At 63.4% G+C, this 16763-nt stretch carries 15 protein-coding genes; 5 read left to right on the forward strand and 10 right to left on the reverse strand.

Going from position 1 to position 16763, the window contains the following annotated elements:
- The 4 genes from ACSFA3_RS15355 to ACSFA3_RS15370 all read right to left on the reverse strand — a co-directional run bounded on the left by ACSFA3_RS15355 (position 1) and on the right by ACSFA3_RS15370 (position 4197).
- On the reverse strand, positions 1–939 hold the full coding sequence (locus ACSFA3_RS15355) for a branched-chain amino acid ABC transporter permease (RefSeq protein ID WP_435506350.1): 939 nt from the start codon (positions 937–939) through the stop codon (positions 1–3).
- Positions 939–1844 carry a branched-chain amino acid ABC transporter permease gene (locus ACSFA3_RS15360; RefSeq protein WP_435506351.1) on the reverse strand — a complete coding sequence of 302 codons (906 nt, stop codon included), beginning with the start codon at positions 1842–1844 and terminating at the stop codon, positions 939–941. Before ACSFA3_RS15360 ends, ACSFA3_RS15355 begins: the two co-directional genes overlap by 1 nt.
- Before the next feature lie 31 nt (positions 1845–1875).
- Positions 1876–3165: an ABC transporter substrate-binding protein gene (locus tag ACSFA3_RS15365; RefSeq protein ID WP_435506352.1), complete on the reverse strand. Its 1290-nt coding sequence runs from the start codon at positions 3163–3165 to the stop codon at positions 1876–1878.
- A gap of 144 nt (positions 3166–3309) precedes the next feature.
- A complete protein-coding gene (locus ACSFA3_RS15370; RefSeq protein ID WP_435506353.1) occupies positions 3310–4197 on the reverse strand; it encodes a LysR substrate-binding domain-containing protein in 888 nt (295 codons plus the stop codon).
- Between the two features lie 202 nt (positions 4198–4399).
- On the opposite strand from ACSFA3_RS15370, the gene ACSFA3_RS15375 reads away from it, so the two are divergent.
- Complete coding sequence (locus ACSFA3_RS15375; protein ID WP_435506354.1) at positions 4400–5779, forward strand: NAD-dependent succinate-semialdehyde dehydrogenase; 1380 nt, start codon at positions 4400–4402, stop codon at positions 5777–5779.
- A gap of 19 nt (positions 5780–5798) precedes the next feature.
- Here ACSFA3_RS15375 and ACSFA3_RS15380 read toward each other — a convergent pair whose 3' ends face one another.
- From ACSFA3_RS15380 to ACSFA3_RS15400, 5 genes are read right to left on the reverse strand one after another with little or no spacing between them, the layout of a single operon-like run.
- Positions 5799–6509 carry an ABC transporter ATP-binding protein gene (locus tag ACSFA3_RS15380; RefSeq protein ID WP_435506908.1) on the reverse strand — a complete coding sequence of 237 codons (711 nt, stop codon included), beginning with the start codon at positions 6507–6509 and terminating at the stop codon, positions 5799–5801.
- A gap of 17 nt (positions 6510–6526) precedes the next feature.
- Complete coding sequence (locus ACSFA3_RS15385; protein ID WP_435506355.1) at positions 6527–7282, reverse strand: ABC transporter ATP-binding protein; 756 nt, start codon at positions 7280–7282, stop codon at positions 6527–6529.
- Positions 7279–8289, reverse strand: coding sequence for a branched-chain amino acid ABC transporter permease (locus tag ACSFA3_RS15390; RefSeq protein ID WP_435506356.1), 1011 nt, complete (start codon positions 8287–8289; stop codon positions 7279–7281). The genes ACSFA3_RS15385 and ACSFA3_RS15390 overlap by 4 nt, the downstream gene beginning before the upstream one ends.
- On the reverse strand, positions 8286–9206 hold the full coding sequence (locus ACSFA3_RS15395; protein WP_435506357.1) for a branched-chain amino acid ABC transporter permease: 921 nt from the start codon (positions 9204–9206) through the stop codon (positions 8286–8288). The genes ACSFA3_RS15390 and ACSFA3_RS15395 overlap by 4 nt, the downstream gene beginning before the upstream one ends.
- A 1-nt stretch (position 9207) precedes the next feature.
- Positions 9208–10410: an ABC transporter substrate-binding protein gene (locus ACSFA3_RS15400; protein WP_435506358.1), complete on the reverse strand. Its 1203-nt coding sequence runs from the start codon at positions 10408–10410 to the stop codon at positions 9208–9210.
- A 223-nt stretch (positions 10411–10633) separates the two neighbouring features.
- Between ACSFA3_RS15400 and ACSFA3_RS15405 the strand changes: the two genes are divergently transcribed.
- From ACSFA3_RS15405 to ACSFA3_RS15420, 4 genes are read left to right on the forward strand one after another with little or no spacing between them, the layout of a single operon-like run.
- Positions 10634–11422, forward strand: coding sequence for a hypothetical protein (locus ACSFA3_RS15405; protein ID WP_435506359.1), 789 nt, complete (start codon positions 10634–10636; stop codon positions 11420–11422).
- Positions 11419–12123: a hypothetical protein gene (locus ACSFA3_RS15410; RefSeq protein ID WP_435506360.1), complete on the forward strand. Its 705-nt coding sequence runs from the start codon at positions 11419–11421 to the stop codon at positions 12121–12123. The genes ACSFA3_RS15405 and ACSFA3_RS15410 overlap by 4 nt, the downstream gene beginning before the upstream one ends.
- A gap of 5 nt (positions 12124–12128) precedes the next feature.
- Complete coding sequence (locus ACSFA3_RS15415; RefSeq protein WP_435506361.1) at positions 12129–12749, forward strand: hypothetical protein; 621 nt, start codon at positions 12129–12131, stop codon at positions 12747–12749.
- On the forward strand, positions 12746–13633 hold the full coding sequence (locus ACSFA3_RS15420; protein ID WP_435506362.1) for a hypothetical protein: 888 nt from the start codon (positions 12746–12748) through the stop codon (positions 13631–13633). The genes ACSFA3_RS15415 and ACSFA3_RS15420 overlap by 4 nt, the downstream gene beginning before the upstream one ends.
- Positions 13634–13657: 24 nt before the next feature.
- Here the strand turns inward: ACSFA3_RS15420 and uvrA are convergent, their stop codons facing one another.
- A complete protein-coding gene (uvrA, locus tag ACSFA3_RS15425; protein ID WP_435506363.1) occupies positions 13658–16714 on the reverse strand; it encodes an excinuclease ABC subunit UvrA in 3057 nt (1018 codons plus the stop codon).
- Between the last annotated feature and the right edge of the window lie 49 nt (positions 16715–16763).

Genomic DNA, 16763 nt, shown 5'->3' on the forward strand with positions numbered 1-16763 from the left:
TCAGGCCTTCTGGACGCGCTTGTCGATGCGCGTCAGGAATGCGGACAGACCCGAAGGCGCCGCGAAGATGAGGATCAGCAGCACCGTGCCGATGACGAGCTGCCAGGTGCCCGTCAGTACGGCCGATGCGAACAGCTTGAGGAATTCGAAGGCGATCGCGCCGATGAACGCGCCGACGGGTTGCGCCGAACCGCCGAGGATCGCGATGAACACGTATTCGCCGGACCGCACCCAGTAGCCCATCTCCGGCGTCACCAGCCCCTGGATCAGGGCAAACATCGCGCCGGAGAAACCGCAGAGCGTTGCCGACATGACATAGCCGGTCAGGAAGATCCTGCGGGCCGACAGCCCCAGGTATTCGAGCCGCACCTCGTTTGTCTTGATCGCGACCAGCGCCTGACCCATCGGCGCCGCATAGAACCGGCGGTTGGCCCAGCAGCAGACCACCACCAGCACTGCGGCGATCGCGAGCAGCGATGTCTCGAACGGTGCGCGCTCCATGAGCTGCCCGGCCAGCGGCGGCCGCTCCAGCCGCACCCCGTCGGTACCGCCGGTCAGGTGATAGAACTTGCCGAGCGCGGAGAACAGCACCATCGAAAGCGCCAGGTTCAGCATCCCAAAAAAGATTGCGCGATAGCGGGCGACGAAGAGCCCGACGACGAATCCGCTGACGAGCCCGGCCAGGGCGCCCGCAGCCAGCAGGACCAGCGCATCGGTGGCGGGCCAGTAGCGGGTCAGGGCGACGGCCGCGTAGCCGGACAGACAGGTAAACCCCGCATGGCCGAAAGAGACCTGGCCGGCGCGGATGAGGATCGACACCCCGAGGGCGGCGAAGCCATAGGACAGCGCGATGATCAGCGGCGTCTTGAGCCACGGAAACGCCAGTCCGAGCACGAGCGAAAGTACGGCGATGGCCCATGGTGCAAGGCGTGTCGTCATCAGACCCTCCTCGCCTGCGCGACGGCGAACAGGCCTTCCGGACGCCAGAGCAGCACCAGCACCATGATCAGGTAAGGCACCAGCACCTCGATCTCGGGCCAGAGATAGACCGCGAACGCGCGCGTCAGGCCGATCAGCAATGCAGCGACCGCCGTGCCGGTGATCTGGCCCAGACCGGCGACAGCCACCACCGCGAAAGACAACACCATCATGTCGCCGCCGATGCCGGGCACCAGCGACGTCGTCGGCGAAGCCAGCGCGCCGCCCAGGGTGCCGAGCACGGCGCCCAGGCAGAAGGTCAGGAAGCCGATCCGCCGGGCGTTGATTCCCATCGCCATTGACACCTCGCGGCTGTGCGTCACGGCCAGGATCTGCCGGCCGAAACGCGTCCGTCCGAGCGACCATGTCAGCGCGAAATACACGACCACCGCGATCGCGGGCAGCAGCAGCAATTGATAGGCGTTGTACGTCACGGCACCGACCTTCACCGTTCCCATCAGGTCCACGGCCGTGGTGACGGAAACCGGGCTCGAGCCCCATATCAGACGCTGCAGGTCTTCGAGGATCAGGAATACGGCGAAGGTCGCCAGCAGCTGCATGGCCGGGTCCATGTCGAGGATCCGGCGCACCAGTCCGAATTCGATGATCGCGCCGAGGATCAATCCCATCACGACAGCGCCGATCACCAGCGCCAGCAAGGCCAGCGCGAGCGAATCGGTACCGGAGGCGATCAACGCCCCCACCGTGGCCGCCGCATAACCACCGAACGCGTACAGGCTGCCATGCGCGACGTTGAGGATGCGCATCACGCCGAAGATCAGCGTCATGCCCAGCGCGACCAGGAACAGGACCGCAGCCTGCGTGATGCCGTCGAGCAGGCCGAGCAGCAGGAGGGTGGAATTCATGGGGTGAAGGACGGCCGCCAGCTGCGCTTCCTCAGAAGGCCTTGATCTGCGCGTCTTTCAGCATCGCCGGCTTCAGCGTCTTGACCCAGTCGAGCGATTTGGTTCCGACCGGACTGGTCACCATCGCGCCCGGATAGATGGTCAGCGCGTCGATGACGGGGAACGGATAGCCGGGCGTCATCTTCGTCACGCCGAGCATCTGATCTTCGAGGCCCTGCCCGTCTTCGCGCATCGTGACCGGCCGGGTCAGCCCCTTGAAGGTCAGCTTGTGCATGGCGTCGGCGACCTGCTCGGTAGATGGCCACTTGCCATCGTTCGCCTTGATGGCGGCGTTGTAGCCGTCGACCACCGACTGGATCGCAGCCACGGCGTGATAGGCCGGGTAGATCGGGTACTGGTTGGTCTTGGCCCGGTACTTGTCGAGGAAGGCCTTGTGCTTCGGATCGGTCTTGGCCTCGGGATGAAGGAAGTAGTGGTCGCCGCGCATGCCGACGATCACGCCGTCGGGCACCACCTTGCCGACGCGCTCCAGCGAACTCTCGCCGAGCGGAATGATCCAGGTCGAGCTCTTGAGCAGGCCGCGTTGCGCCGCCTGCCGGATCAGCGTGTCGAGTTCGCCGCCCCACGAGGTGGACAGGATCACGTCGGGATTGAGCGCCTGCAGCCGGCTGATCTCCGAACTGAAATCGGTAGCACCGAACTTCGGGAACAGTTCCGCGACGACCTGGACGTCGGGCTTCATCGCCTTCAGCGTGCCGGAGAAGATGTCCCACGAATCGCGGCCCCAGGCATAGTCCTGGTTGATGACGGCGATGGTCTTGAAGTTCGGCTTGACTTTGAGGAGCTGCAGGACCGATGCGACCATCTCCGAGGTCGCGTTGCCCTGGCTGCGCACCACGTACTTGAAGCGCCGGTTCTCCAGCAGTTTCTCGGTGCCGCAGTCCCACATGACGTTCAGCACCTTCAGGTCTTCGGCCACGGGAGCGAGCGCATTGCAGTTGCCGCTGGATATCGACGCTAGCGACACCTTGACGCCCTCCTCCTGGACCACGCGCCGGTATTCCGACAGCAGCTTGTCGCCGCCGACGCCTTCGTCGAGGATGATCGGCTTCAGCTTGACGCCGTCGATACCGCCAGCTGCATTGATCTCCTCGATGGCGATCTCCGCTGCCGCCCTTCCCGGCACGCCGAAGACCGCCGCCGGTCCCGACAGGAAGGTCGTCATGGCGATCTTGAGCTCGGCCGGCTTCTGTTGCGCGGAGACCGACAGTGCGGCAAGAACGCTCATGCCGACCAGACCGGCTTTGAGGAAGGGATACATGTAGGAGTCTCCAGTGCATGCTTTGCGCATGCGGCCGGATTCTGCTCAGCACCCGTTCTCCCGACCATCGGGATTTCGGCAAGCGGGGGTTGCCGGGATTCGAGGTCGGGGTAATCCCGGGATGCGACCGCTCGTTGCTCGTTGTTACCGGGAGGCGGAAAGTACGTCGAGCAGCCGCACGAGCGACACGGGCCTCGGTCGCTCCTTGTTGACGCACGTGAGCATCTGCCTGGTCGCCCACTCGTCCCCGATCACGCGCACGGCGAGGCCCATGCTCGGGCCCATCGCGCAAGCGGCCTGAAACGGAAGCAGCCCCACGCCGAGCCCGGACTGCACGACCCGGCACACGACTTCGAAACCCCTGACCTGCACCCGCAACCGCAAGCCCTTCTCGAAACGCACCGCCTGCTCGGCAACCAGCCGCATCATCGACGAGCCGCATTCGAGCGCGATCAGGTCGTAGTCCAGCACATCGTTGAAGGCCACCGATTCGGTCGCGGCGAGCGGATGATCCTGCGGCACGATCACGGCCAGCCGATCGGTGCGGTAGGGGAACACTTCGAGGCCCTCGGTGGAAGCGCCTTCCATCACGATTCCGACGTCGGCCTCGCCGGCCAGCAGCGCCGCGACGATCTGTGCGCTCCAGCGCTCCTCCAGGACCAGACGCACGTCCGGGTTGGCCTGCGCGAAACGGGCCAGGTCGTCGGGGACGAACTGGGTCATGGCCGATGTATTCGCAAAGATGCGCAACTGCCCGCGCCGACCCGTGCCATGGTCGTCCATGTCGGCCTGCATCTGGTTGAGCTGCAGCAGGATCGCCTTGGCATGGACCAGCAAGGTCGCGCCTGCCGGCGTGAGCTCGACGCCCTTCGGCGAGCGTTCGAGCAAGGGGGACTTGAGACGGTGCTCAAGCAGCGAAATCCGCCGGCTGGCCGCAGCAAGCCCCATGTGCGACGACTCGGCCGCGCGGGTCAGGCTGCGCAGCTCGGCGGCCTTCACGAAAAGCGCCAGGGAGTCGATGTCGGGAAGCATGGGCGATCCAGGAAGAGGCGCGAGTATGGCACGGGGAATCGAGTGCTTTCGCAGTCGGAAAACTCACCCTTCGGGTTTCCCCTGAGTTCGAAGTTGTGGAACTGGCGGTTGCCGAAAATCAGATGTTCGGCGGCGCCGCCTCTGCCTACGATCCTGGGTTAGCTTCATCTCCAGGAAACCCGGGAACCTCATGAGCAAGCCAATGGCATCCACCGACGCCGCACTGTCGACGAACCCCTCGAACGGGGAAGTCTTTGCCCGGTATCCGTACGAATCGGCCGAGGAACTGGACCGCTCGCTGGAGATCGCATCGGCCGGCTTCAAGGCATGGTCGGCGACACCGGTCCAGGCGAGGCTCGACGTGCTCGGCCGGATGGCGGCCATCCTTCGCCGCGATATCGAGAAGCTCGGCCAGATGGCTTGTCAGGAAATGGGAAAACCCATCGTCCAGGCCCGTGCCGAAGTCGAGAAATGCGCGGTGCTGTGCGACTGGTATGCGCAGAACGGTGGCGGACTCGTGACGGACGATGCCACCACGGTCGGTGCCGATGCGTATGTGTCCTATCTTCCGCTCGGCCCCATCCTGGCGGTGATGCCGTGGAATTTTCCGTACTGGCAGAGCCTTCGCGGCGCGGTGCCGATCCTGCTCGGCGGCAATGCCTATGTGCTGAAGCACGCGCCGAACGTCATGGGATGCGCCTACCTCACCGAAGCCGCATGGCTGGAGGCCGGCTTGCCCAAGGGCGCGTTCAGCGTCGTCAACGTCAACAACGAACTGGTTTCCAAGGCCATCGTCGACCGGCGGATCGCCGCCGTTGCAGTGACGGGAAGCGTTCGTGCGGGTTCGGCGATCGCGGCACAGGCCGGCGCGGCGCTCAAGAAAACGGTGCTCGAGCTCGGCGGGTCGGACCCCTTCATCGTGCTTGCCGATGCCGACCTGGAGAACGCCGTGAAGGCTGCGGTCGTCGGTCGTTTCCAGAACACCGGACAGATCTGCATTGCGGCGAAGCGGATCATCCTGGAAGCGCCAATCGCGGGCGAGTTCACCGAACGGTTCGTCGAGGCCGTCAAGGCGCTTCGCGTCGGCGATCCGAAGAACGAAGACACCTACATCGGCCCGATGGCACGACACGATCTGCGGGACGAACTCGACGTGCAGGTGCAGCGCAGCATCGATGCGGGAGCCACGGTGCTGCTGGAAGGCGGGAAGTCGTCGGAAGCCGGGAATTTCTACCAGCCGACCATCCTCGGCGATGTGAAGCCCGGCATGGCGACGTTCGACCAGGAGACCTTCGGACCCGCAGCCTCGCTGATCACCGCCGACAGTGTCGAACACGCCATCGAACTCGCCAACGACAGCGAGTTCGGGCTCAGCGGCGCCTTGTGGACGAAGAACAGGGAACTCGCCAGGGACGTTGCCCGGCGAATGGAAACCGGCGGCATGTTCATTAACGGCTTCTCGGCTTCCGACCCGCGCGTGCCGATCGGCGGCATCAAGAAAAGCGGCTACGGACGCGAGCTTTCGCACTTCGGTGTCCGCGAATTCATGAACGCCCAAACGGTCTGGTTCGACCGGAAGTAGGAAGTAGCCGGACTCCGGCTCAGACGCCGAGGTAGCGCGACCACAGCCCGCGGTCGGCGTCGAGCGCGGCCGAATCGCCCTGCCACACCACGCGACCCCGCTCGAGGATCAGGTGGCGGTCGGCCAGCGGCAGCAGGCGCTGCACGTACTTGTCGATCACCAGGATCGCTTCGCCCTCTTTCTTGAGCATCGCGAGACAGCGCCAGATCTCCTCGCGGATCACTGGCGCCAACCCTTCGGTCGCTTCGTCGAGGATCAGCAGGCGCGGATGCGTCGACAGCGCACGGGCGATGGCGAGCATCTGCTGCTCGCCGCCGGAAAGCTGGTTGCCGGCGTGATGCTTGCGCTCGGCAAGGCGGGGGAACAGCGCGTAGAGCGCATCGGCTGTCCAGCGCGGCGCCCTGCCGGTCGCACCGATTCCCGGACGCGAGAACGCGCGCAGATGCTCGTCGACGCTCAGGTTCGGGAACACGTGGCGCCCTTCGGGAACGATCGCCATGCCGCGTCGCGCGATCGCATCGGGCCTCGCTCCGCCGATGTCTTCGTCGCCGAAACGCAAGCTGCCGCGAGACGGCTTCAGCGCGCCGGTCAGCACCTTGAGCAATGTGCTCTTGCCCATGCCGTTGCGGCCCAGCAGCGCCATGACTTCACCGGCGCGGATGTCGATGTCGATGCCGAACAGCACCTGGCTCGCGCCGTAACCGGCTTCGATGCCGCGGGCTTCGAGCAGAGTGGTCGATGCCGCCGTCATGCGTGACCCTCAGCCTCGGTGCCGAGATACACCGCCTGCACATCGGCGTTGCCGCGCACCTCGTCCGCCGTTCCGGTCATCAGCACCTTGCCCTGCACCAGCACGGTGATGCGGTCGGCGAGGCGAAAGACGGCGTCCATGTCGTGCTCGATCAGCAGGATCGCCGTCTCGGTCCGCAGCGAATCTATCAGCGCGACCATGCGCGCCGATTCGTCCGGCCCCATGCCGGCCATCGGCTCGTCCAGCAGCAACAGGCGCGGCCTTGCCGCGAGCGCCAGCGCGACATCGAGCGCGCGTTGTGCGCCATGCGGCAGCGTGCCGGCGATGCGGTCGCGCTCGCTGCCCAGCCCGACACGATCGGCCAGCGCCGCCGCCTGATCGACCAGCCCCGCCTCGCGCGAACGCGGCGCCATGAAGCGTAGGCTGCTACCCGCATGCGCCTGCACGGCCAGCAGCAGGTTGTCGTGCACGGAGTCGTTCGCGAACACGCGCGTGACCTGGAAGCAGCGCGAGAGCCCCGCGCCGACACGCCGATGGTCCTTGAGCGACGTGATGTCGCGGTCGGCCAGCCAGATGCGACCGGCATCGGCATTCAACAGACCGGTGACGAGGTTGACCAGCGTGGTCTTGCCCGCGCCGTTCGGGCCGATCAGCGCATGCACTTCGCCGGCCTCCACCGACAGATCGACATGGTCGGTCGCCAGCAGGCCGCCGAAGCGCTTGACCAGCCCTTCAATTCTGAAAAGGCTCATGGCTTGCTCCCTCGCCCCTCTGGGGAGAGGGCTGGGGTGAGGGTAGCGCGGCGCCTGAACAAGGCCGAAAGTCCGCGCGGCGCCCACAGCGCCACCGCGATCAGCAGCAACCCGAGCGGCAGATGCCAGTACCCGGTGTGCTGCTTCAGCACTTCTTCGAGCAACAGCCACACCGCCGCACCCAGCGGCCCGCCCCAGCTGCGCCCGAGCCCGCCGATGACGACCATCACCACCAGCGTGGCCGACTGCGTCCAGTGCATCGTCGCAGGACTCACGAAGCCGTTTCCGTTCGCGAGCAGCGCACCCGCCAGCCCGGCGATGCCGCCCGCGATGCCAAAGCCGACCAGCCGGATACGGAACACCGGATAGCCCAGCGCGCGCATCCGCGTCTCGTTGTCGCGGATGCCGCGCAGTGCATGGCCGAAGCGCGATTGCGTGGCACGGTGCATCCAGCCGAGCAGCAAGGCGACCAGCGCCAGCACGACCCAGTAGAAGTTCGATTCGTTGCCGAGGTCAAGGCGCAGTCCGGCGATGCCCGGTGCGGCAAGTTCGGGCCGAGCCGGCAGCGTGTAGCCATCGTCGCCGCCGTACATCCGCAGCGACACCGCGATGAAGTACAGCATCTGCGCAAAAGCCAGCGTGGCCATGATGAAGTAGACGCCGCGCGTGCGCAGCGCCACCGTGCCGACCATTGCGGCGACGAGCGCCGCCACCAGCGCCGCAGCCGGCCACATCAGCCATGCGGACGTGTAGCCGGCATCGGCCAGCGCCACCACCGTGTACGCGCCGACGCCGATGAAGCCCGCATGCCCGAGCGCCACCATGCCGCCGAAACCGAGGATGAAGTTGAGGCTCGCGGCAGCCAGCGCGACGATCAGCACGCGCCGCACGAAGCCGACGTAGAACGCCATGTCGAACATCGGTGCGACGAGCGGGAAGACCGCGAGCGCGATCAGCACGATGGCGACCGCCGCACGGCCTGTCGAAGCGACGGTGCGGTCGGTCATGCGCGCGCCGCAAACAGGCCGGACGGCTTGAAGATCAGCACGACGACCATCAGCGCATACATCGCGACTTCGGCGAACAGCGGACCGAGATCGGCAGCCGTCGCGGGCGGCAGCGTGGCCCGCAACGCCATCGGCAGGAAAGCGCGACCGGCCGTATCGACCAGCCCGACCAGCAACGCCGCCACGAAGGCGCCGCGCACCGAGCCGATGCCGCCGATCACCAGCACCACCAGCGCCGGGATCAGTATCTGCTCGCCCATGCCGACCTGCACCGCGACGATCGGCCCCATCAGCGCACCGGCCAGCGCAGCCAGCGCCGCGCCGAGCAGGAACACGCCGTTGAAGATGCGCCCGACGCGCACGCCCATCAGCTCGGCCATCGGCCGGTCCGACGCGCCCGCGCGCACCCGCATGCCGATGCGCGTGTGGTTGACGAACAGATACAGCGCCAGCGCAACGACAACGCCAGCGCCGAGGATCAGCAGCCGGTAGGCCGGATACGGCAGGCCGTCCATCAGCTCGACCGGCCCCGAAAGCGCAGCCGGCGTCGGCGCCATCACCGGCGACGGGCCCCAGATCATCTTCACCAGATCGTCGGCCACCAGGATCACGCCGAAGGTCGCGAGCACCTGCGCGAGATGGTCGCGCGCATAGAGCCGGCGCATCAGCAGCACCTCGAGCAACGCGGCGACAGCCACCGTCACGACCACCGCCAGCACGATGGCCAGCACGAACGATCCGCTCTGCCGATGCGCCTCCGCAGCGACATAGGCGCCGGCCATGAAGAGCGAGCCGTGCGCCAGGTTCAGCACATCCATGATGCCGAACACCAGCGTCAGCCCTGCCGCCAGCAGGAACAGCATCAGCCCGAAGCCGAGCCCGTTGAGCAGCTGCTCGAAGAAGAGGATGCCGGTCACGCTACTTCAGCGGGCACTTGTCGGCGTAGGTGTCGCCGTAATCCTTGACGACGGTGCTGATCAGCTTGTTCGTGACCTTGCCCTGCGCGTCCTTGCCGACCACGCGCAGGTAGAAGTTTTCGACCGGGTAGTGGTTGTTGGCGTACCTGAAGCGGCCGCGCGTGGAGGCGAAGTCGGCCTTCCTGAGCGCGGCGATCACGGCTTCGCGGTTCTGCGCATTGCCACCGGCCTGTTTCACAGCGGCGTCCATCGCGAGGATGACGTCGTAGGCCTGCGCCGCGTAAAGCGACGGGTAGCGGCCGTTGTATTCCTCGCGAAACGCATCGACAAACGCCTTGTTTGCGGCGTTGTCGAGGTCGTGCGCCCAGTGCGAGGTATTGAACAGCCCGAGCATCGGCTCGCCGACCGCGCCGATCACGTCCTCGTCGGCCGAGAAACCGCTGGTCACCAGCGTGATGTCCTTCGACAGACCGGCGCCGACGAACTGCTTGATGAAGTTGATGCCCATCGCGCCCGGCAGGAAGAAATAGATCGAATCGGGCTTGGTCGCGCGAAGCTGAGCGAGCTCGGCTGCGTAGTCGATCTGCCCAAGCTTCGTGTAGAGCTCATCGACCACCTGGCCCTTGAACTGCCGCTTGAAACCGCCCAGCGCGTCCTTGCCCGCCGGATAGTTGGGCGCGATCAGCGCGATCTTCCTGAAGCCGCGCTCCTGCGCGAACTTGCCGGCCGCCTCGTGGAACTGGTCGTTCTGGTACGCGGTGCCGAAGAAGTAGGCATTGCACTGCGCACCGGCGAACTGGCTCGGACCGGCGTTCGACGACAGGTATGGCACCTTGGCCGCGAACAGCGTCGGACCGACAGCGATCGCCACGTTGGAGCCGATCGGGCCGCTGAACAGATCGATCCTGTCGCGCTGCACCATGCGGTCGACCAGTTGCCGCGCCTGGTCAGGACTGCCGGCCATGTCCGCCTGCACGAACTCCACCGGCTGCCCGCCGAGCTTGCCGCCAAGCTGCTTGATGCCGAGCGAAAAACCGTCGCGCGCTTCGGCGCCGAGGGCGGCGAAGGGGCCGGAGATGTCGAGGGCGAGGCCGACCTTGACGGGGGCAGCGAAGGCGGAAGCAGGGCAAGCGGCAAGGCCGAGCGTAATTGATGCAGCAACAGCCACGCAGGCATTTTTGAAAGAGAAGGTCTGGGCAGTCATGGCGCTCCGGCAGTTGCATCGGCTGGTTGAGGGACGACCGGCATTGTGCCAAGCCCGCGCTGCTGCCGTGACCGCTCTCTGCCGATGCCTCATGTCTCACGTATGCAAATACTTCCAATCAGCGCATGGCCCGATCGCAAATCGTACGAAAGCCTTATCGCATTCGCGACGCGCAAACTTATTAGTCCGTTGTTCGAATTCCCTGTAAGCAGAGGAACTATCGATGGAATGGACATTACCGCGCAATGCAATTTATATTTGCACTCCTTCTGCCGGCCCTCTCGGCAGGCAATTGACGAATATCTTGATTCCCAAATGGATTTCAATGCACGCAAAAGAATCATCAATCTTCAGAATCTCCAGCATGCGCAATCGGATGCGCCTCGCGATTTCGTCGGCCTTCCTGGCATGCATGCCGCTGCCCAGCTTCGCAGCTACGCCTTTTTCAACGCCCGACAACCTGGAGGTTTTGGTAAGCGCCGCCGGACTGATCACGTCCAATTGGTCCTTCGAGATGAAGGCAATGACCACATCAGGAATGCAATCGCTTGGCCAGCCTCCGGCTGATCGGACCATTGCGCTTGCCAATCTCAACAGTCAACTCGACGGAGTCGCACAGGGATTCGGCAATGTTCCGGGCGGGGGACATTACCGCCTGATTCTGGCGGACACCTCGAACGAGACGAAGATCAATTACAACTTCATTTTGTCGACAACTGAAGAGTCATGTGCGAATCCGACCTTATCGTCAGATGCAAACAGCATCGTCAATGAAAACGGCAGATGGATGGAAATCGCAATTCTAAAAATCGAGGAGGGCAGAAACACTGCCGTCATTGCACCCTCCACGACAAAGGTTTGCACCAATTCACGAGGCAAATTGGGCTTCGTAATTCTCGGCATAGAAGGAGGCAAATTCAAGGTTGAGATCAACACCTTTGGTGAAGGCAACAATCCGAATGGCTCGTATTCAAAAGACATTCTCATCGAACGTCCATCAGGCAATTCATGAATCCCAAGACACTGCACCCGACAAAAATGTCACTCTCCATGACAGGGCCGCGCCGCATGCAGGCGAAGATATTCGGCAGCCTGGCATGCACGGCGTGGATATTTTCAGCTCTGAACGCAATTTCGATGCAAGCCCATGCCGCTTCCATACTCAGCGATCCGGACGACACGCTCGCATTGACCGTCAACCTGGGCCCACTGGTCGTAAGTGCCCCGGAGCGATTCGAACTGACCGGCCTTTCACTCTCGACTTCGCGTTCGGACAAAGACTCGCCTGCCCGGCTGAATCCAATAGTCGTCGATCAGCCGGGCGATTATCTTCTCACCTTGCCTGCAGAGAAAACAGCGGAGTCTCGACGGTATTACTCGCTGCGTTTGTCAGATCGTTCGAAGCCGACGCCGATTCAATACACCTTGCGTTTCGAACTCATGCCTGGCTCGTGTCCTGCCATGGCCGCGACTTCCAACAACATGCAATTGGCGGCAGTCGCCGGACGTCCTCTTTCCTTTTCCGTACTCCGACGACCTGCAGGAAAACCGAACGGCCCACAACTGATTTCGATGCCGGCCATCGTCTGCATCAATCCCGACGCGGTCGCACGTCTCACATTCAATCCAATTGCAGACGACTTCGTGCCCTTGGAGCTTCAAACAGAAGAAAGTGCCTCCTCCTCAGTCGCCGAACTAGACATTCCACTTTGAAAAATATGAATCCACGTTCCTGGAAATTCACCCGCCCTACGATAGGTTTTTTTGGCGCTGTATTTCTAGCGCTGGCGACCCAGTCCATTTGCGCAGCGGCATCGTTGGTGAACGACCGCTCTCCGCTTCCGATCAGATTCCACACCGCTGCATTGCAGGAATCTCCTTTTCAGAAATTCAGCGCGACTTACTTCGAGGGCAATCTACCGGTCGGCATCGCGAATAACCTCTTCACGACCTTGCGGCCGGCCGCTTCCACTCCCGGAAAAAGTCATTACGTGATGCGGCTGATTCGGACCGACGGGTCCGATGGCGCACGAAGCGCGTTTGTCGTCTGGACTGCAACAGACAGGCGTTGCGAAGTGACGTACAACTCTGCCGCTGCCCAATCTTCTGCAGGCGACGTCCCTGGCCGCGAATACGAGATCTTCTCGATTGCGAAATCCAGTTTCTCCAGTGTTCCGGGCAAAGGTTATTCACGCACGTTCTGCGCGCCTGAAAACGCACGGTTCGACGTTACTTTCAATGCAGCAGGCCCCAAGGCGCTGCCGATTGTCATCTCAACGCTTTCAGCCACTGACGACACGAATATATTGAATCGGTTTGTCTGGTTCATCACTCTATGATCAAAACAATGTCAACCGCCATCAAGATGGGCGCCGCAAGAGTTTTCTTTCTATTTGCACTCATCGGTTCGGCTGCAACCCCTGCGTTCTCTTACGATTACTTGCATCGTGCAGACGCACGCGGCCCGAACTTCATATTCGAACGTGGCTTTGTTGCACCAGGGGACAATCGAAATCTGTTGCACCATATGGAAGGCTTGAGCTGCGGCAATGACAACGTCAGGACTGGTGTCGGATTTACGAACTACGTCGAACTCAATGATCGGGTCGGCGTAAATGTCGTAATAAGAGCACGCTTGCAGGTGATGAGGCAGACGGATGCAAATCCCATTGTCTGGCGCTACGATATTCTGCCTTCGCCCAACGACTATGACGTCGCTCACACATTTGCTCAACGCATCAACGCCGCTGCGAATCTCAATCTAAATACAGGGCGTGTTGCAGCTGCTCACATGCGAGCGGCTGCACAACAGACATGGGTAGCGACCGCAGCGATCGCCCCCAATCGCATCATGGCGGCGCATGCGTTCGTTCTCAACGGCAACACCGTGGTGGAACTTCCCAATATGCTCCGCCTCAACCCTGCATACGTCGATCGTCCAGTTGTCAGAAACGAGAGTCCCCTTCCCCTCGCCACCATCGTCGATGGAGCGGCCGAGCCCATCTTGAGGAGATTGGTCGTCAACAACACGCGCGCGTTGCTCTCTGCATGTGCCTGCGCATCCTTGCGCTCGGCAAACCGGTCAACTGAACTGGCGGACGACAATCTGTGCCGTGACAATATTTCTCCAGTGCAGGCGTCGGACGACAATTCCTATATTCAAATCAAGACGCCCGGCGGACTTGATCCAAAGGAATACGACGACGGAAGCGACTTGAGATAGTCCGGGCTTCTGAGAATGGTCGATTCAGTTGTCGGCCACTTTCAACAACCGCTTCAGGTATTTCCCCGTAAAGCTTGAAGAATTCCCCGCAATGTCCTCCGGCGTCCCCTCCCCCACCACCGTCCCGCCACCGGCACCGCCCTCCGGCCCCATGTCGATCACCCAGTCGGCGGTCTTGATGACGTCGAGGTTGTGCTCGATCACGACAATGGTATTGCCCGCATCGCGCAGCTGGTGCAGCACCCTCAGCAGCAGTTCGATGTCCGCGAAGTGCAGACCGGTGGTCGGCTCGTCGAGGATGTACAGCGTGCGTCCGGTGTCGCGCTTGCTCAGTTCCAGCGCCAGCTTCACGCGCTGCGCCTCGCCGCCCGATAGCGTGGTCGCGGCCTGGCCGAGCTTGATGTAACTCAGGCCGACGTCGAGCAGCGTGTGCAGCTTGCGTTCGATGGTCGGCACCACCTTCAGGAATTCGTAGGCCGCCTCGACCGTCATTTCCAGGATCTGGGCGATGTTCTTGCCCTTGTACTGGACTTCCAGCGTTTCGCGGTTGTAGCGCTGGCCGTGGCAGACCTCGCACGGCACATACACGTCCGGCAGAAAGTGCATCTCGACCTTGACCATGCCGTCACCCTGGCAGGCCTCGCAGCGGCCGCCGGCCACGTTGAAGCTGAAGCGGCCCGGTCCGTAGCCGCGTTCGCGCGCGGTGTTGGTCTCGGCCATCAGCTCGCGGATCGGCGTGAAGAGGCCGGTGTATGTCGCAGGATTGCTGCGCGGCGTGCGGCCGATGGGGCTCTGATCGACGTTGATGACCTTGTCGAAGTACTCGATGCCTTCGACCGATTCGTGCGCGGCCGGCTCCTCGTGCGCGCGATAGAGCGTGCGCGCGACGGCCGCATACAGCGTGTCGTTCACCAGCGTCGATTTGCCCGAGCCCGACACGCCCGTCACACAGGTCAGCAGGCCAACCGGAAACGCGACGCTCACGTCCTTCAGGTTGTTGCCGGTCGCGTGAACCACGCGGATTTCCTGCAGGTTTGTCTGCGACGCGAGATGTGCTGCCTCGCGTGCGGCACGGCGTTCGGCCGCCGGGCTCTGCGGAAAGCGCGATGCCTTCTTGCCTTCGTTGAAAGCCGGCTTGCTGACCACCGGCAGCCACGCGGTGCGGTGTTTCGGCACCTCGATCTTCTTCACGCCCGACAGGTACTGGCCTGTCAGCGATTGCGGATTCGCCAGCACCTCGGCATACGTGCCTTCGGCCATCACGCGGCCACCGTGCACGCCGGCGCCAGGCCCCATGTCGATGACGTGGTCGGCCGAGGCGATCATGTCCTCGTCGTGCTCGACCACGATCACGCTGTTGCCGATGTCGCGCAGATGCTTGAGCGTGCCGATGAGGCGGTCGTTGTCGCGCTGGTGCAGGCCGATGCTCGGCTCGTCGAGCACGTACATCACACCGGTCAGGCCGGAGCCGATTTGCGAAGCCAGCCGGATGCGCTGCGCCTCGCCGCCCGACAGCGTTTCGGCGCTGCGGTCGAGGCTCAGGTAGTTGAGGCCGACGTCGTTCAGGAACTTGAGCCGCAAGCCGATCTCGCGCACGATCTTGTCGGCGATGTCGGCCTTGGAACCACGCAGCTTCAGCTTCTGGAAATAGGCCAGGCTGTCGCGCAACGTGAGATGGCTGATCTCGAAGATCGCCATGCGGGCGGGTTCGAACGGCGCGGTCTCGGCGATCTGATTTTCATCCACGAGAAAGACGTTGCGCGCCTCGCGCCGCAAGCGCGAACCGCCGCAGTCGGGACACGGCTGCATGTTGCGGTAACGCGCCAGGTCTTCGCGCACCATCGTCGAATCGGTTTCGCGATAACGGCGTTCGAGGTTCGGGATGATGCCTTCGAACGCATGCTTCTTCACCAGCTTCTTGCCCGCCGACGCACCCGACTCCATCGTGTAGTTGAACTTGATTTCCTCCTCGCCCGACCCGTGCAAAAGCACCGCCTGCACCTCGGCGGCAAGCGATTCGAAAGGCGCATCGACCTCGAAACCGTAGTGCTTGCCGATGCTTTCCAGCATGCTGAAGTAATAGGCATTGCGACGATCCCAGCCCTTAACTGCACCGCTCGCGAGCGACAGCGACGGAAAAGCGACGACACGCGCCGGGTCGAAGAATTCACGATGTCCCAGTCCGTCGCAGCTCGGGCAGGCGCCGACCGGCGAGTTGAACGAGAACAGTCGCGGCTCCAGTTCGGACAGCGAGTAGTGGCAGATCGGGCAGGAGAACTTGGCGCTGAAGAGATGCTCTTTTGCCTCGGCAGGCGCATCCATCTCGATAGCCAGCGCCCGCCCGTCCGCCAGCCGCAACGCGGCTTCGAAGCTTTCGGCCAGACGCTGCTGCATGTCGGCACGCGCGCGAAGCCGGTCGATGACGACATCGATGTCGTGCTTCTCGGTCTTCTTCAGCTTGGGCAGGTCGTTGTATTCGTAGATCGTGCCGTCGACGCGGAAGCGCACGTAGCCGGCGGCCTGCATCTCGGTGAAGAGCTCGAGAAACTCGCCCTTCTTCTCGCGCGCCACCGGCGCCAGGATCATCAGGCGCGGCTCGTCGGGCAGCGCCAGCACCGTGTCGACCATCTGCGAGACCGTCTGCGCGGCCAGCGGCAAATGGTGATCGGGGCAATACGGCGTGCCGGCGCGCGCATACAGCAGGCGCAGGTAATCGTGGATCTCGGTGACGGTGCCGACGGTGGAGCGCGGGTTGTGGCTGGTCGCCTTCTGCTCAATGCTGATCGCGGGCGACAGGCCCTCGATCACGTCGACGTCGGGCTTGTCCATCAACTGCAGGAACTGCCGCGCATAGGCCGAGAGACTCTCGACATAGCGGCGCTGGCCTTCGGCATACAGCGTGTCGAACGCCAGGCTCGACTTGCCCGAGCCCGACAGCCCGGTGATCACCACCAGCTTGTTGCGCGGAATGTCGAGATCGATGTTCTTGAGGTTGTGCGTGCGCGCGCCTCGGATGCTGATGCGCTGCTGCGCAAGCGCGAGCGCGGCGCCGAGGTAGACATCATCGTTGGGCGTATTCACTGGGCGGCAGTCCGTTTTGGGCAACCGAACATGATAAACGGCGGGGCTC

It is taken from the genome of Variovorax glucosi (assembly GCF_051216695.1).
GTDB lineage: Bacteria > Pseudomonadota > Gammaproteobacteria > Burkholderiales > Burkholderiaceae_C > Variovorax.

Excerpts from the sequence above, each read along its gene's own strand:
- ACSFA3_RS15355 (WP_435506350.1), bottom strand. The coding sequence starts at position 939 with ATGACGACACGCCTTGCACCATGGGCCATCGCCGTACTTTCGCTCGTG.
- ACSFA3_RS15360 (WP_435506351.1), bottom strand. The coding sequence starts at position 1,844 with ATGAATTCCACCCTCCTGCTGCTCGGCCTGCTCGACGGCATCACGCAG.
- ACSFA3_RS15365 (WP_435506352.1), bottom strand. The coding sequence starts at position 3,165 with ATGTATCCCTTCCTCAAAGCCGGTCTGGTCGGCATGAGCGTTCTTGCC.
- ACSFA3_RS15370 (WP_435506353.1), bottom strand. The coding sequence starts at position 4,197 with ATGCTTCCCGACATCGACTCCCTGGCGCTTTTCGTGAAGGCCGCCGAG.
- ACSFA3_RS15375 (WP_435506354.1), top strand. The coding sequence starts at position 4,400 with ATGGCATCCACCGACGCCGCACTGTCGACGAACCCCTCGAACGGGGAA.
- ACSFA3_RS15385 (WP_435506355.1), bottom strand. The coding sequence starts at position 7,282 with ATGAGCCTTTTCAGAATTGAAGGGCTGGTCAAGCGCTTCGGCGGCCTG.
- ACSFA3_RS15390 (WP_435506356.1), bottom strand. The coding sequence starts at position 8,289 with ATGACCGACCGCACCGTCGCTTCGACAGGCCGTGCGGCGGTCGCCATC.
- ACSFA3_RS15400 (WP_435506358.1), bottom strand. The coding sequence starts at position 10,410 with ATGACTGCCCAGACCTTCTCTTTCAAAAATGCCTGCGTGGCTGTTGCT.
- ACSFA3_RS15405 (WP_435506359.1), top strand. The coding sequence starts at position 10,634 with ATGGAATGGACATTACCGCGCAATGCAATTTATATTTGCACTCCTTCT.
- ACSFA3_RS15410 (WP_435506360.1), top strand. The coding sequence starts at position 11,419 with ATGAATCCCAAGACACTGCACCCGACAAAAATGTCACTCTCCATGACA.
- ACSFA3_RS15415 (WP_435506361.1), top strand. The coding sequence starts at position 12,129 with ATGAATCCACGTTCCTGGAAATTCACCCGCCCTACGATAGGTTTTTTT.
- ACSFA3_RS15420 (WP_435506362.1), top strand. The coding sequence starts at position 12,746 with ATGATCAAAACAATGTCAACCGCCATCAAGATGGGCGCCGCAAGAGTT.